The sequence below is a fragment of the Desulfovibrio sp. genome (assembly GCF_009712225.1).
In the GTDB taxonomy this organism is placed as follows: Bacteria; Desulfobacterota; Desulfovibrionia; order Desulfovibrionales; family Desulfovibrionaceae; genus Desulfovibrio.
Window position 1 is genome coordinate 816,826 of sequence record NZ_WASP01000006.1, and the last position, 15,029, is coordinate 831,854.

Genomic DNA, 15,029 nt, shown 5'->3' on the forward strand with positions numbered 1-15,029 from the left:
GCGCGCGCCCCTGACTGTATTCAGCTGATTTTTTCGGGCTTGCGCTTTTGCCATGCCCGCAATGGTTGTTTGCGTCCTGTCAGACGTTACCACCACAAGAGTTCGGTTTGTACCGCACCAGTTACTGCTTGTGCCCTTCATGCCCGGTGGGAGCCGGGTCTGCAGCCGGAGGAGTCTGGCCCATGGCATCATGCTTCATACCGCCCATCATACCGCCGCCCATCATACCGCCGCCCATCATGCCGCCCATCATACCGCCGTGCAGGTCTTTGATGCCAAAATCTTTTGTGATCTTGTCTTCAAAGGCTTCACGCTCTGACTTGATTTTGCTGACAAGCTGCGCAAGCTCGGTGGCAGTCTTGCTTACAGCCTTCACATCGGGGTTTGCCGCATGCTGCAGGGCTTTCAGTTCCTCATGTTTTACAAACAGGGCCTGCTGAAGGGGATCAAGTTTTTTGCTGTAATCCTTGAGGGCCGCGTCAAACGGGGCCATCTGTTCGGGCTTCAGCTGACCTTTGACATGCTTTACCATACCGGGGGGGATTGCCCCCATTCCCATATGCGGCATCATGGGGCCCATTTCAGAACCACCCATCATGCCGCAACCTCCCATCCCCATTTTGCCGTCCATGGCTGCCGCTGTTGTTGAATAGACAGCGGTGCCAATCATTGTGGCGGCCAAAAGGATGGGAAGAATAATTTTTGAAGATTTCATGATACCTCTCCGTGTTGGGGGGTGTTTGCGCGACTGCTTTTAAATCCACTTCTATTACATAGCCAATTGATATGAAATGTCCAGTCCTCAGTGTGCAGATACTGGATCTGCCTGCCGCCATCGAGCCAAGCAGGGGCTCGCTGGTGGGTTAGACCACCCTGACATTAAGCATCATGCCTTGATCTTCGTGTTCAAGGTTATGGCAATGGAAGAGGAATAACTGCTCTCCCGGATATTGCGGGCGTGAAAAATCTATGCTCACAGAAACAGTCTCGCCGGGCCAGACCAGTACGGTATCCTTGTAGCCGAGGTCCGTAGCCAGCCGCCCTTGAGCATCCACAGCCCGCTTTTTAACCTGTTCGGGGCTGCCGCTTCTTTGCTGCACCCGGTAAAAGTACCCATGAAGATGCATGGGGTGAGGCATGCTGGCCTTGGCATTGCTGATATGCCAGATTTCCGGCCCACGCCTGTTAACAACGATGGGGGCACTATCCATATCAAAGGTCAGGTCATTAATGGTCCAGCCCCCCATGTGACGCATTGCCAGGCTGATGGGGCGCTCCAGCCCTCCGGAGGGCGGCTCGGGCATGTCGGGCAAACGCGTTGGCGGTTTTCTGGTATACACCACTGCCCTATCAACCAACAGCCGCGCAATGGGGTAACTGACGCCTTCTTCCAGCACACCATGCGTTCCGTGGCCGCCGCCATGTCCACCCGCGCTCATGACGTGACCTTCACCACCCTGAGCGTGATTCATGGAGGCGCCACCCACGGCATGCCCCATGTTCATCATGCCGCCCATTCCCATCATGTCGCCTTCATTGTGCATGGAATCAAAAGGCATGTTCTGGAGAAATACTTCCTGCCCCGGGGCAAGCGAGCTCATGTCCAGCAGCACGTCCGCACGTTCTCCCGGCGCAAGAAACAGGCCGTCAGTCTGCTGCGGCGCAGGCAGAAAGCCCCCATCGTTGCCGATCAGCAGGAAGGGAAGCTGCCTGCCGTCTGCAACAAACGAAAGGTTGTAAATGCGTGCGGTTGATCCATTGAGCAGGCGGAAGCGGTACAGTCGCGTAGAAGTTTTGAGTGTGGGGCTGCTCTGCCCGTTGACCAGTATGGTGTCTCCCAGGTAGCCCATCATCAGGTCATCCCTTGATGGAGAATAATCAAGAAGTCCCTGGTGGGTAAGGCGCTTGTCCTGAATCACCATGGGAATATCCGTTTCGCCCAGCTGCAGATCAAGCTCTTTGGCAAGGGCTTCTTCCTCATCATCGCGTACTATGAAGAAGGAAGCCAACCCCATGTAGGCCTGTTTTGCTGTCAGGCCGTGAGGGTGTGGATGATACCAGTAGGTACCGGCCCGGTTGGTGATGGGGAATGAGTATTCATAACTGCCGTTTGGCCCAATGGCGTATGATGGATGCCCTGCCTGCTTCCAGGGGCAATCTACGCCATGCCAGTGAATTATGGTGGGCTCTTGCAGACTGTTTACAAGCGTTGCTTCAAAAGGTTGCCCCTTGCGCAGCACAAGAACAGGATTCAGGTACGCCTCTCCTTTATGCCTGGCCGAATAGACAAGCATGGGCGCGCCTGTGGCTGGCAGGGCTCCTTTAACCTCCGCAGCCGTAAGGGTGAGCTTTCCTTCGGGGGTCAGCAGACCAAACAGACCTTGCCTGCCCGGCACAGGTAACCGGGCAGAGCCGAAGTTGCCGGTTGCGGCTTGAGGCAGTGCAAACAGGCCAAGATCGGCCCCAATGGCGAGCATGAGTGCCCGGGTTGAAAGAGAAATGAAATCTCTGCGGCTTTGCTGCATCTGGCACCTCTCAGAATGGTTATCCATGCAACCTTGAGTACAACCGATGAGACAAAAAGCTGGTTTAAGACTAGTATAGACATGTCATGGTGACAAGTATGCTGATAATTTTTTATGTGCTTTCTTTTTTGATGTATTTACACAAAGCGTGTGTAAGGCTGGCGCATATTGCGGATGGTACGGCCTCAAAAAAGGAGACTGAATGCTCTCTTGTATAATAAAATCATCATGATGCAGTTTATGACAAGATACTACGATTACAAAATATGACAAAAAGCAGAAAATCCAGCCCCTAAAAAAATGGCCCCCTGGATTTTCCAGAGAGCCTTGCTGGATTAGGCATGTAAACACGCAATTACGATCATTTGCCAAGGGCCTTTGCAAAAAAGTCGTTCAGCTTGCCAAAGGGGATGAGCGAAACCCGGTCGTACAAGTCAACATGACCTGCTCCCGGCACAATAAACAACTCCTTGGGCTCTGCCGCCAGATTGTACGCTTCTTCGCTAAATTCAATGGAATGCGCATCCTCACCCGCGATAAACAGCAAGGGGCGGGGAGAAATGGTTTCCATGTCATTGAAGGGATAAAAATTCATGAATTTAACGTTGCTGGTCAGCGTAGGATGTGTCGTGAGCAGGCGTGAAGACCCCTTGGGGGTATACTCCCCACGGGGGGTGCGGTAAAATTCGTAAAACTCGCGTTCAATGGGGTGTGCATCGGCTTTCAGCTCGTCGACTGTGCCGCTTGTGTACTTTGCGGGCTTGCCGGAAAACTCCTGATAGCGCTGCGCTGCCGCCTCCTCAAGTATCTGTTTTCTCTGTTCCAGAGTCAGAGAATGTCTGAGGGCATTACGGTTTGCTCCGCCCATGTCGTACATGCTGATTGTGGCAACAGCCTTGAGGCGCGGATCAATCTTCGCAGCGCTGATTGCAAAGCCGCCGCTGCCGCAAATGCCAATCACGCCAATTTTTTCTCGATTCACAAAGGGCCGGGTGCCAAGATAGTCAACGGCTGCGCTAAAATCTTCTGCATATATGTCGGGTGAAACCGCATTTCTGGGTTGTCCCTCACTTTCGCCCCAAAATGAAAGATCGATGGCCAGTGTGACAAACCCCAATTCTGCCATCTTTGTTGCGTAAAGGGTTGCGCTCTGTTCCTTAACCGCCCCCATGGGATGCCCCACAACTATTGCGGGAAGCTGCTCGTCTTTTTTTACATTGGCAGGCAAAAATAGGTTACCGGCAACAGTCATGTCATACTGGTTTTTAAAACCCACCTTCTGCATTTTTACATTCGTGCTTTTATAAAAGTTGTCAGCATCAGCCGGCTTGTCCATAGCGTGGGCGACACTGACAAATCCACAAGCCAACCCTGCAGCACACATCACAACAACTTTCTTTAACAAGGCTATCATTACAGTCTCCTTTCAATCATGGTGGCGTTCGGCACACTGTTTGTGCATAAAAACGCAGACAGGCTAACAAACTGCAGACCTGTTGCCTGTTACTATGACTTTGGAAGACCGCGCTGAAGGCATATTTCTCTCTAAAGATTGCCCATTTCTCTTTTTTAAACGCCATCATATTGAAGTTCGATCAAAATTCATGTCAAAAACGACCAAAATCTGGAGGTTAGCACAATGTCTACCATGGTCGAACTGTTGAGCGAACTTGCCACCGTTGATGGAGGCGCTGTGGAGTCAAAATATGCTGGCGTAAGATTTTTCAAGGAATCCCGGCATGTCCGTTGCCGCCCCCTGCTGTACAACCCAGGGATCTGCATAGTTGCATCGGGATATAAGGTTGGCCACGTGGGTGATGTGTCATTCAGGTATGATGCGAACAACTACCTGGTGACATCTGTGGTCATGCCGGTTGAATGCGAATCATTCGCCACAGAAAGTGAACCTCTGCTCGGATTGTATATTGATATAGATATAGCACAGCCAAACCTGATGATTAGCCAGATGGGAATGAGGCTTGATGACGATTTAGCTGAAGAAGAAACCCTCCTTGCCATGGGACCTTCCATGCTGGATGACGACATGAGGGACGCAGCCGTCAAGCTGCTCAAGGCTCTGCGCTCAGACCGTGAAACCAGAATTCTGGTTCCAGGGCTTATTAAAGAAATATATTACAGGGCATTGTGCGGTAGTCAGGCGTCCATGCTCTACTCGCTGGTACGCGGAAGCAGCGTTTTCACACAGGTTGCTCAGGTGTTAAGCATCATGGAGGAAAACTTTTCAGACAAGATAGACGTTCAGCTGCTCGCAACAAAGGCAAATATGAGCATCTCGTCTTTTCACAAGGCATTCAAAGAGATCACGGCAGATTCACCACTGCAGTATCTGAAAAAAATCAGGCTGACACGCGCCAAGGATCTGATCATTCAAAAAAGGATGACGGCCTGTCTGGCCGCAACGGAAGTGGGCTATGAAAGCCCCTCTCAGTTTAGCCGTGAATTCAAGCGCTATTTTGGTCAAAGTCCGGCAGATCTAAAGCGTGGAATCCATACCGCATGATTCTACGCCGATGCACATGGCAGTGCTGAATACGCGGGCAACCCCAGCCCGACAGCCGTCGCCCGGGTATTTATCGCATCCACATACGCCAGCGAACCACGGGGCGGGCACATGCTGCTGGCCCCTGCACAAGCCTGCTGGCAGCCTACATGCGCGCTTCCCTGTAAAACTCATCCTGCCTGAGAATAAAGATTTCGTCGCTGTTCTTGTCAAAAGAGAACAGCCCGCGTGACTGCGCCTGCCGCATGACCTTATAGAGGGTTATGCGGTGCATGCCCAGCAGATCAGCCATATCACGGTAAGAAATATCGCGCTTGGCACAGAGCGGGTTTGAGCCCGGCACAATGCGCGATGCCAAAAATTTGCAGATGCGTGTGAGCTGCGACTCTATGCTCAGGGAAACAGAGTTCCGCGACAGCAATGTAACCTTAACACTGTAACTTTTGCATAGGTTATAAAACAGCTCTGGTTTTTCCATTCCCAGGCGATAGACGTCATCTCTTGTAAACGTGCAGATATAGCAGTCTTCAGCACATTCATGAAAAAATCGCACTTCATTCTGCCCGAAAGCCATGTGCTTTTCGTCTTCCATGAACATCGGCGTTTCATTAAAGCATGAGCCATCGCCAAGGTACCAGAGCGTTTTTTCACTTCCATCAGGGGCCAGAGCCATAAGGCGAACCCTGCCACTGACCAGAAAATACATTTCTGGCTGACTGTCATAAAATTTGTAGCCTTTACGAAACAGGCGCGGCTTTGTGAGCGCCACGCTTCGCCAACACTCATTCTGTCTGAGCAGTTCAGTAAATGACACGTCAGCCCCCCAGAAATGGTGAGTTCACCGCTGATGTTCGGATTCAGGTCGGTACCCGGCCAGCATTCCATAATGTGTTTTCAGAATTACCGTACCCTTTTTGTGAATTATGTTGCAAGGACAACGTTTTGACCATTTAGCTTGTGGCAGCATTTCTGCGGAAACGGTCAAACGGCCAAGGCCATCGGCCAACCACCTTGAGACTTTCACTAAGGCATTGCGTGTTGTTGCACGGCTTGCCGGAAAGCCATCAACGGTTCAATGTAAGCACATTCAGCCAACCCAAGGAGGTTGTCATGGGACACCCGACTATCTATCCCACAGGCGTTACGGTATATAATCCGGAAAAAGCCTGGAGCGGATTCACCATCATTCAGGCACCGGACAACGGTGCATTGCTTCTTGGCATGAACGGCCACGAAATCCGCATGTGGAAAGACGTACACGGTTTTCCCAACAAGATGTTCCCCGGCGGTATGCTTATGGGCAGCACCGGCACCCGGCACCCCAAGCATGGCCTGCAGGACCAGCTTGACCTTGTGCAGATCGACTGGGACGGAAAGATTGTGTGGAAGTTCGACCGCGCCGAATTTGTCGAAGACCCCGGCCAGAAGAGCCAGTGGATGGCACGCCAGCACCACGATTTTCAGCGAGAAGGCAGTTCTACGGGCTATTACGCACCCGGTCAGGAACCCAAGATTGACTCCGGCAACACCCTTGTGCTCTGCCACAAAAACACTGTTCAGCCCTATATCAGCGACAAAACGCTGGTTGACGACGTTATCTACGAAGTAACGTGGGACGGCGACATTGTATGGGAATGGAACTGCTCTGACCACGTGGAAGAAATGGGCTTCACCGAAGCTGCGCTCAATGCCATGTGCCGCGACCCCAACTATCGTGGCGGCACGCTCATGGAAGACGCCCCCGGCGTGGGCGACTGGATGCACGTCAACTCCATGTCCACCCTTGGACCCAACAAATGGTTTGAGGCTGGCGATTCCCGCTTCCACCCCGACAACATCATCATTGACGGGCGCGAAACCAACATCATTCTGATTCTGGACAAAAAAACCGGCAAGATTGTTTGGCAGCTCGGCCCCGATTATGACCGCAGCCCCGAAGACAAGGCCATCGGCTGGATCATCGGCCAGCACCACGCGCATATGATTCCCCGTGGTTTGCCCGGTGAAGGCAATATTCTTGTGTATGACAATGGCGGCTGGGGTGGCTATGGCAACCCCAACCCCGGCGCGCCCAAGGGCGTCAAGGCCGCACAGCGCGACTACTCGCGCGTGCTGGAAATAGACCCCGTGGCCCGCAAGATTGTGTGGCAGTATACACCGCACGAAGCAGGCTTCCTTGTGCCTCTGGACGCCAGCCGTTTTTACAGCCCCTTCATCAGCTCTGCCCAGCGTTTGCCCAACGGCAACACGCTGATCTGCGAAGGTTCTGACGGCCGCGTGTTTGAAGTCACCGCCGAGCACGAAATCGTGTGGGAATACATCTGCCCTTACAAGGGGCATATCAGCCTGCCCATGAACTGGGTGTACCGCGCTTACCGCCTGCCCTACTCCTGGGTGCCCCAGGCGGACGTGCCGGAAGAAAAGGCCATTGAACCCCTGGAAGTCAAAACCTTCCGCGTGCCCGGCGCGGCGCCCTTTGGCCCCATGTCTGAAGTAAAGGTTGAAGGAACCATCGGCTACTACAGCGGCGCAGGCCACTGCGTGGCCGCTACCGAGTAACAGCCTGTTCGCCATACCTTCCTTCGGGGGCTCCGTCTTTGAACGGGGCCCCTGTTTTTATGCAGGCGGTTCCCCGCTGCAAGCAGCAACCCCTGAATGCCCAAGAATGACCCCAATGCGACGCAACGCCACCACATGCGGTATTCGCAAGGGGAATCGGCACAGGAACACGCTTGCTGTTCTGGCAATGCCCCGCATGGCCAGAACGAGGTCAGGATGCAGGGATGTGATACGCCCCTGATTCTGGTGCATAGGTTCTGGCGCATAAAAAAGGCGGGGGAGCGCACTCCCCCGCCAGTTAAGCCCCAAGGGCCTGCAAGAATCAGAACATATAACGGAAGGTTAGGGAAACCCGCCAGTTATCACGATACTGCGAATCCTCTACCCCGCGCCACGTGCTGCCGTCGAGATGCAGGTTCACATATGCGGCTTCGACATTCATCAGCAGGTTGTCGTAAATCTTGTAGGTGTTTGAAACGCTGCCTTCCCAGGCATGGTCGGTGGTGGTGAGATAGGCCATGGGGCCGTCGGCCCGGCTGGGATAGCTTGTCATATTGGCCTTGCGGGGCATTTCAGCACTGTTGGTGCCATGAAAATACGCAAGCTTGAAGGTGTGGGTAAGGTCGTTGATAAAGCTTACGTCCTTGATGGAGCCCACGATACCAGCCATGCCGCCGGGGTTGTGCCCCAGCACCTTCCAGGTATTGAGATCAAAAAATCCGCCGCCAAAGCCCAGGGGCGTGACCGGCCAGGGTGTGTTGAACACGGGCAGGCGTTCCGAACCGTTATAGGGGTTGCTGTCGTCGCCGCTGCCATACCAGGCGGTAACGCCGGGCGTACCCCAGTTGCATTTGTAGTCAACCCGCAAGGCCGCATACCAACCCTGGCGCACCAGATCAAAGGTCCTGGCCTGACCGCTGGAACTGAATTGGGTGTAATTCTTGATTTCGCCCATATCCACGCGGCCATAAGTGAACTCGGCAGCGATATCAAAGGGCTCAATGGCCGTGAAGTCAGAGGTCAAACCGCCCCAGAAGCCGTTACCCCAGGTGTTGTTTGCGTTGCGATAGTTTTTTTCAAACGTGCTGAAGTAGTTGCCCCCGCTGCCGAGCACAGGCATAAGCCCGCCGCGCGGGGCGTAAATGGCAGGTTCGCGCTGATCGGTATTGGTATTGATGCCACGCAGGCTGTTTTCGCCGATAAGGCCGTACATGCCCCAGGGGGTTATTTTCATGCCATTGCCGGTTATGGGCAATGTCAGCGCGAACAGATCGAGGTTGTCGAGGTAATTTTTCTGCGTCTGACCGTTTTGCGTGATTTCAGAATTGTCGTTGAAGGGCCGCGCCCAAAAGCTTGTGAGTCCGATCTTGTAATTACCGCTGGTCACCAAGGGAGTGCTGACGGTAATGCCGGTGGAATAATGGCCGTAAACCGCACTCCAGTCGGTGACATAGCCGGGCAGCAGCTGCGGCTGCATGCCCATGCGCACCTTCACGTCCGTTTGGGGAACTAGCCAGTCAATATAGGCGTGGCGTACACCAAGGTTTTTTGTGCTGTCTGCCCCAAGGGCCGCGCCGTCGCCAGCCCGCCCCCAGTTCATTGTTCCTGTACCCACGGTAAACATCAGGCTGCCAGACACGTTTTCGCTGGCAACGGCGTCGATCTGCGTACGCAAACGTTCAATGGCGCCAAAGGTATCGTTGCCCTTAACGCCCCGGGGCAGCACGTTGGACATTTCAAAGCTTACGTCAAATGCCCCCTTGATCTTGAAGTCAACCGCGTTTGCCGCCTGCGGCGATAACAGCAGGCCCCCGGCAAGCAACATTCCCAATACGTTGTCGCGAACAGCTTTCATCACTCCTCCTGTGCAAGTTGGTGCAACCAAACAGAAACCTCTTCCGCTAATGCTCTGTATTGGCGCTTTCCCAAGCCCCGCACCGTTGCCGCAACAACGTTTTTTGAAAAAAGTTTATTTTTTCACAAAGACAGCACAAAACGCCTCAACACGCATATAATATGCCAATTTAAAACATATTTTTTTGAATGTGAAAAAAATATTCAGAAAACGTTGCCGAAACAACGTCGCTAAAACTCCTGCTGCCCTAGGTTTTTGAACCAGGATAGGCAGTGGATGATTTTTTTCACAAAAAATGCAAAATGGCAGACAATGAAAAGGAGAGGCGCAATGCAGGATTCGCCGCGCATCAGCAATAACTACTTTGACGGCCTTGCAGTAACAGCACGCCATAAGGCTGTGTTCTTTATCATAATGGTCGCCTACTTTTGCGAGCAGATGGATAACTGGAACTTTGGCTTTATCGCCCCGGCACTGATGCACAACTGGGGTCTGACCATGAAGGACATTGGCACTGTAACCTTCTGGTATTTTGCATCCATGACCCTGGGCGGATTTGTCGGCGGATTTATTTCGGATATCATCGGGCGTCGCAAAACCTTTCTCATTGCCATTACTCTGTTTTCCACAGCCTCCATCATCAACGGCCTCACCAACAGCTTTCCCGTATTTGTGGCGTCTCGAGCCCTGACCGGCTTTGGCGTGTTCTGCCTCATGGTGTGTTCACAGGCGTATATTGCAGAAATGGCCCCGGCCGAAAGCCGCGGCAAATGGCAAAACATGATAGCTGGTGTTGGTTTTTGCGCCGTGCCGGTCATAGGCATGCTGTGCCGCCTGATTATTCCCCTGCACGAAGAAGCCTGGCGCTACATTTTCTATATGGGCGGCGTGGGCTACATCGCCCTTGCCATCGCCTGGCGCTATCTTGATGAATCACCTCGCTGGCTGGTGGCCCGGGGCCGCATTGCAGAAGCCGAAGCCGTCATGAAAGACCTTACCGGCAGGGATGTTGACCTTGCAGAAGCTGCCAGCAAATGCCTGACCACCAAGCCCCCGCTCAAGGATGTGCTGCTTGGCATGTGCAGCTCCAAATATCTCAAGCGCACTATCGTCATCTTTTTGCTGGTGGTTTGCACCAACCCCGCCACCTTTGTGGTCACCAACTGGACAGCCACCCTGCTCAAGGCGCACGGCTTCCCGCTTGAAGACACCCTTATGGCGACCACGCTCATTTCCATTGGTGTGCCGCTCGGCCTGTTTGCCTCCAGCGCCTTTACTGATATGGGCGGTCGCAAAATTCCCATCGTCATCATGCTGCTTGTCATGGCGGTGCTGGCGCCCATCTTTGGCAATGTAAGCCAGTACTGGGTTCTGGTGCTTATCGGCGCCGTGCTTACGGCCTTTGTCATGGGCGTTGGTTTCACCATCTTTTCCTACACGGCAGAATCCTACCCCACTCACCTGCGCAATACCGCCACTGGCTTCCATTCCTCTGTGGGGCGTCTGGCCGTTGCCTTCTCACAACCTCTCATTCCTGTTGTCTATGCAGCATACAGCTTTGACGGAGTGTTTTACATTTTCAGCCTGCTGTGCGTCATCCCTGCCATTATTGTGGCCGTTTGGGGCGCGCGCACGGGTGGCAAGTCGCTTGAAGACATTGCCTAACCACTCTTCATGACAGGAATTTTTAACATCCGCATTTGAGCGTTTCGTCACAGGAGGACTCACATGGGCATAACCCTTTATACGGCGCCAGACTGCATACGCTGCAAGATCGTCAAAGCCTTTCTTGCCGAGCGCGGGTTGGCATACGACACCATAGATTTCAAGGCTGACGCGCAGGAATTCAACACGTTTTACCGCGCGAACCGCAAGGCCATTTACCGCAATCCCGAAGGGGTGGAATTTCCCCTGTTTTCTGATGGCGAGGTTATCAAGCAGGGATCCGGCGAAGTCATTGCCTACCTGCTTTCCGGCCACACGCTTGAGCGCTGCGTAACCCGCAGCGACATGCTCCATGGCAAGATCGCTGGCCTTTACCCTTCGCAATGCCCCGCAGGGCAGGAAGACAACTTTGAGATACTGGTAAACCGTCTGGCCGCTGGCGGGTTGCAGGTATGGCTGCAAACTGATGGCCGCAAGCCGGACCTGCTGGAAAAACTGCTGAAGATCAAGGACGTGCACGTGATCTGCAACATGGTGGGCGGCCACGAGACGTGCACAAAAATTTTTGGCGGAGCGCCAAGCAGGGAAGAACTGGCAAAAACCATATCCCTTGTTCAGGCTACGCCCGACGGCGTGGTGCGCTTTCTGGCCATGCCGCTTCCCTCTGGCGACGGCTGGCAGTGGCCACAAAGGGAAGATGCCGCAGCGGCAGCCAGGCTGGTGGCAGAGGCTTGCGGCCAGCCCACCCTGCCCTACAGCATCACAGCCGTTGCGGCAGATTCGGTTTGGGACATGCGCGGGCTTGAGTCGTTGCCGGAGCAAAACCTTCTTGTCTACCGGTCGGCATCGCGTCAGCACATGTTCAAAGCCGACATCGTTAAATAGGAGGCCGCACATGCAGTCCTTTGATACAATCATTCTCGGTGGCGGCCCCGGCGGAACAACAGCTGCGCGCATTCTGGCGCGGGCGGGCAAGAGCGTTGCCCTTGTGGAAAAAAACCATCTTGGCGGCACCTGCCTTAACTGCGGCTGCATACCCACCAAGATGCTGCTGGGCGCGGTTGCCCCGCTGGCACTTCTGCACGCCCAGCAAAGAATCCGCGTGGCCAAGGGTGAAATTGCCGTTGACTTTGCAGCCCTGCAAACGCGTGTGAGCCGCTTTACAAAGGGCACAAGCCAGACTCTTGGCAAAAGCCTTGCCAGCCTGGGCGTGATGCTTTTTTCCGGTCGGGGAGAAGCCATCGCGCCGGGCACAATCCGGGTTCATGCAGCAGACGGCCATACAGATATCAAGGCACAACACGTTATTCTTGCCTGCGGGTCTTCATCGGCTTCCTTTCCCGGTCTGACGCCCGATCATGACTGCGTGCTGGACAGCACCGACCTGCTGGGCATCGCATCTGTGCCCGAAAGCCTGGTTATCATCGGCGCAGGGGCTATCGGCCTTGAACTTGGTGACTTTTTCTCGGCAATGGGCAGCAAGGTCACCATTGTGGAAGCCGCGCCCCACATCGCCCCGCTTGAAGATGCAGATGTGGCGGCCGAATTGCGCCGCGCTCTGCAGAAAAACGGCATCACCTGTCACGAAGGTGCGCGCGCCAAGGATTTGCGCACGGTCAACGGACAGGCCCAGCTTACCCTTGATGACGGCACAGTCATTACCGCCGCCAAGGCACTGGTGGCTGTGGGCCGCACGCCCAACACCGGCGGACTGCAGGCCGAGCAGCTTGGCTGCAAGCTCAACAAACGCGGCTATGTTGAAACGGATACCTTTCTTGAAGCCGCGCCCAATATCTACGCCGTGGGCGATGTCAACGGGCGTGTACTGCTGGCGCATGCTGCGGAGCATCAGGGGGCGTATGTGGCCGAACGCATTCTTGGCCAGCGCCCTGAGGAATACCAGTCCGGGCCGGTGCCTTCATGCGTATACGGCGGCATGGAAGTCATGCGCGTGGGGCAGACGGCAGATACCCTGTTGCGTGAGGGTAAAAACGTGAAAGTCTCGCAGGCGGCCTTGTCCCTCAATCCAATTGCCCAAGCAAGCGGCGGAACAGCCGGTTTTGTCAAAACAGTGTGGAGTGATGGCCGTATTGCAGGCATTGCCGCGGTAGGCGCTGGCGTGTCGCACCTTGTGATGGTTGCCCTTCTGCTGATCAAGGAAGGCTACACAGAACAAAACCTGCATGAAATCATGTTTGCCCACCCCACACTGGATGAAATTGTGTCCATGTCCATTCTGGCTCCCAGAGCGCGTGTGGAACAAAACTAGCCCGGCAACCGCCAAGGAGATCAAGGTGAATTTTCCTCACGACAGAAAATACCATGCGGAACATCTGTGGGCGCAAAGCCAGCCGGACGGAACCTGCATCATTGGTATTACCGACTTTGCGCAGGACCAGCTTGGCGGGGTGATCTTTGTGGATCTTCCCGCTGTCGGGGTCAGCTTCCGGCAGGGCGAATCGTGTGCTTCCATTGAATCCGTAAAGGTTACCAGCGAGGCCATCATGCCCATCTCCGGGCAGGTTACGGCCATTAACGAGGCCCTTGCCGACGCACCAGAACTGCTCAACAACGATCCCTACACCCAGGGATGGCTGATAAAGGTGCAACCCACGGCACCGGATGAAGGTGGCTGCATTACAGCCGAGGAATATGCCCAGGCGGTGTCCAGCTAACAGCATCAAAGGCAGACTCCCCCACTGGTAGCCCCGAAGAATTGCCCTTCGGGGCTACGCAGCATGAAGCCATGTCCCCCGGGCCAGAACTGGTACGGGGGACATGGCGTGTTATGGGCTGGGCACCCTGTGGTGGCAGTTATAGCGCAGACCTCGCTCTGCCGATTGAACCGCCCGATTTCCAGTGCGCGGGCTTTGCAGGATTCAGATACTTTTACGCAAACTCGCTGATCACACCACTAGCCCCAAACAGGCAAAACTGCCTTGGTTGATATACTGTTCAGCAAGCATGAATCCAAAGGGCAAGATCACCACTTTCGCCAGGACACGAGAGTATCAAATTTTTATTGTTTTAAAATCAGTATATTGCACCAATAAATTTACAAACTGGAATTCCAGTATTCTGAGATTCCGCTTGACGAACCCGCCCTGACACTCTACGTTGAAAAAAAAGGTCAGGTGCATGGTCACTATTCCCGAAGATTGCCGCAAGCTGAACAAGGGCTCGGATGAGAACTCCAATGTTCTTTATATTCAGGTTCTTGAAAAGATCCGCCTGTGGATTTTAAAAGGCTATATCAAAGAAGGCGAATACCTTCCCTCAGAGAGGGAAATTGCCGCCCTGTTTGACGTAAGCCGCATGCCCGTCACGCAGGCGCTCAAAATTCTTGAATTTCTGGGTGTTGTGCGTTTTATTCGAGGCAAGGGTTTTTGCGTCAAAAGCATCAACCTGCACCACATTATCAAGTGCATCGGCTTTATGGTTATGTCTGAACAAAACGACATAACAGACATTCAGGAAGCCCGCGAGGGCATTGAAGTTCAGGCTGCAACCCTGGCCGCCCAACGCCGCACGGACGAAGACATCACACGGGCCACCGCTGCCCTGGCCGAGATGGAAGCACGAATTGTACACGGCAAAAGCGCGGCACAGGCCTCACTGAGCTTTCACGAGGAACTGGTCAAGGCTTCTCACAACGACATACTGGTCAAGGTCAACGATTTTCTGCGCGAAATGCTTAAAAGTTCGCGGCAGGAAACACTGCGCGACCCTGCCCAGCTTTCCCTTGCTGTGCAGCAGCACCGCGAAATTTTGCAGGCTGTCATTGACCGAGACAGCGAAAAGGCCGCCATGCTCATGCGCGAACACTTGCGGGTGCTGCCAACCCATCATTAATCTGGCGTTTACAGCGCCATTTTTTTAAACCGTTGCTGGAATTCCAGCATTC

At 54.0% G+C, this 15,029-nt stretch carries 12 protein-coding genes; 7 read left to right on the forward strand and 5 right to left on the reverse strand.

Annotation, left to right across the window (positions count from 1 at the left end):
- Positions 1-121 precede the first annotated feature (121 nt).
- The 3 genes from F8N36_RS08900 to F8N36_RS08910 all read right to left on the reverse strand — a co-directional run bounded on the left by F8N36_RS08900 (position 122) and on the right by F8N36_RS08910 (position 3,939).
- Positions 122-715 (reverse strand): periplasmic heavy metal sensor, encoded by a 594-nt coding sequence (locus F8N36_RS08900; protein ID WP_291332441.1) that lies wholly within the window; start codon positions 713-715, stop codon positions 122-124.
- Between the two features lie 148 nt (positions 716-863).
- Positions 864-2,477: a multicopper oxidase family protein gene (locus tag F8N36_RS08905; RefSeq protein ID WP_291332442.1), complete on the reverse strand. Its 1,614-nt coding sequence runs from the start codon at positions 2,475-2,477 to the stop codon at positions 864-866.
- Between the two features lie 409 nt (positions 2,478-2,886).
- Positions 2,887-3,939 carry an alpha/beta hydrolase gene (locus F8N36_RS08910; RefSeq protein ID WP_291332443.1) on the reverse strand — a complete coding sequence of 351 codons (1,053 nt, stop codon included), beginning with the start codon at positions 3,937-3,939 and terminating at the stop codon, positions 2,887-2,889.
- A gap of 225 nt (positions 3,940-4,164) precedes the next feature.
- On the opposite strand from F8N36_RS08910, the gene F8N36_RS08915 reads away from it, so the two are divergent.
- Entirely contained in the window at positions 4,165-5,046 is an 882-nt protein-coding gene (locus F8N36_RS08915) for an AraC family transcriptional regulator (RefSeq protein ID WP_291332444.1), read from the forward strand.
- A 145-nt stretch (positions 5,047-5,191) separates the two neighbouring features.
- Here F8N36_RS08915 and F8N36_RS08920 read toward each other — a convergent pair whose 3' ends face one another.
- Positions 5,192-5,752, reverse strand: coding sequence for a Crp/Fnr family transcriptional regulator (locus F8N36_RS08920; RefSeq protein WP_291332445.1), 561 nt, complete (start codon positions 5,750-5,752; stop codon positions 5,192-5,194).
- Positions 5,753-6,156: 404 nt separating this feature from the next.
- Here F8N36_RS08920 and F8N36_RS08925 point away from each other — a divergent pair, with 404 nt between their 5' ends.
- Positions 6,157-7,605 carry an aryl-sulfate sulfotransferase gene (locus F8N36_RS08925; protein WP_291332446.1) on the forward strand — a complete coding sequence of 483 codons (1,449 nt, stop codon included), beginning with the start codon at positions 6,157-6,159 and terminating at the stop codon, positions 7,603-7,605.
- Between the two features lie 322 nt (positions 7,606-7,927).
- On the opposite strand, the gene F8N36_RS08930 is transcribed toward F8N36_RS08925, so the two are convergent.
- The gene (locus tag F8N36_RS08930; RefSeq protein WP_291332447.1) at positions 7,928-9,460 is read right to left on the reverse strand and encodes an outer membrane homotrimeric porin; all 1,533 of its coding nucleotides are present in this window, start codon (positions 9,458-9,460) and stop codon (positions 7,928-7,930) included.
- A gap of 330 nt (positions 9,461-9,790) precedes the next feature.
- Here F8N36_RS08930 and F8N36_RS08935 point away from each other — a divergent pair, with 330 nt between their 5' ends.
- The 5 genes from F8N36_RS08935 (at position 9,791) to F8N36_RS08955 (ending at position 14,977) form a co-directional block, all read left to right on the forward strand.
- Positions 9,791-11,125 carry an MFS transporter gene (locus F8N36_RS08935; protein WP_291332448.1) on the forward strand — a complete coding sequence of 445 codons (1,335 nt, stop codon included), beginning with the start codon at positions 9,791-9,793 and terminating at the stop codon, positions 11,123-11,125.
- A 63-nt stretch (positions 11,126-11,188) separates the two neighbouring features.
- A complete protein-coding gene (locus tag F8N36_RS08940; RefSeq protein WP_291332449.1) occupies positions 11,189-12,010 on the forward strand; it encodes a glutaredoxin family protein in 822 nt (273 codons plus the stop codon).
- Positions 12,011-12,020: 10 nt separating this feature from the next.
- Complete coding sequence (locus F8N36_RS08945) at positions 12,021-13,394, forward strand: FAD-dependent oxidoreductase (protein ID WP_291332450.1); 1,374 nt, start codon at positions 12,021-12,023, stop codon at positions 13,392-13,394.
- Positions 13,395-13,419: 25 nt separating this feature from the next.
- Positions 13,420-13,800: a glycine cleavage system protein GcvH gene (gene gcvH / locus F8N36_RS08950; protein WP_291332451.1), complete on the forward strand. Its 381-nt coding sequence runs from the start codon at positions 13,420-13,422 to the stop codon at positions 13,798-13,800.
- Positions 13,801-14,263: 463 nt separating this feature from the next.
- On the forward strand, positions 14,264-14,977 hold the full coding sequence (locus tag F8N36_RS08955) for a FadR/GntR family transcriptional regulator (protein ID WP_291332452.1): 714 nt from the start codon (positions 14,264-14,266) through the stop codon (positions 14,975-14,977).
- Positions 14,978-15,029: the final 52 nt, after the last annotated feature.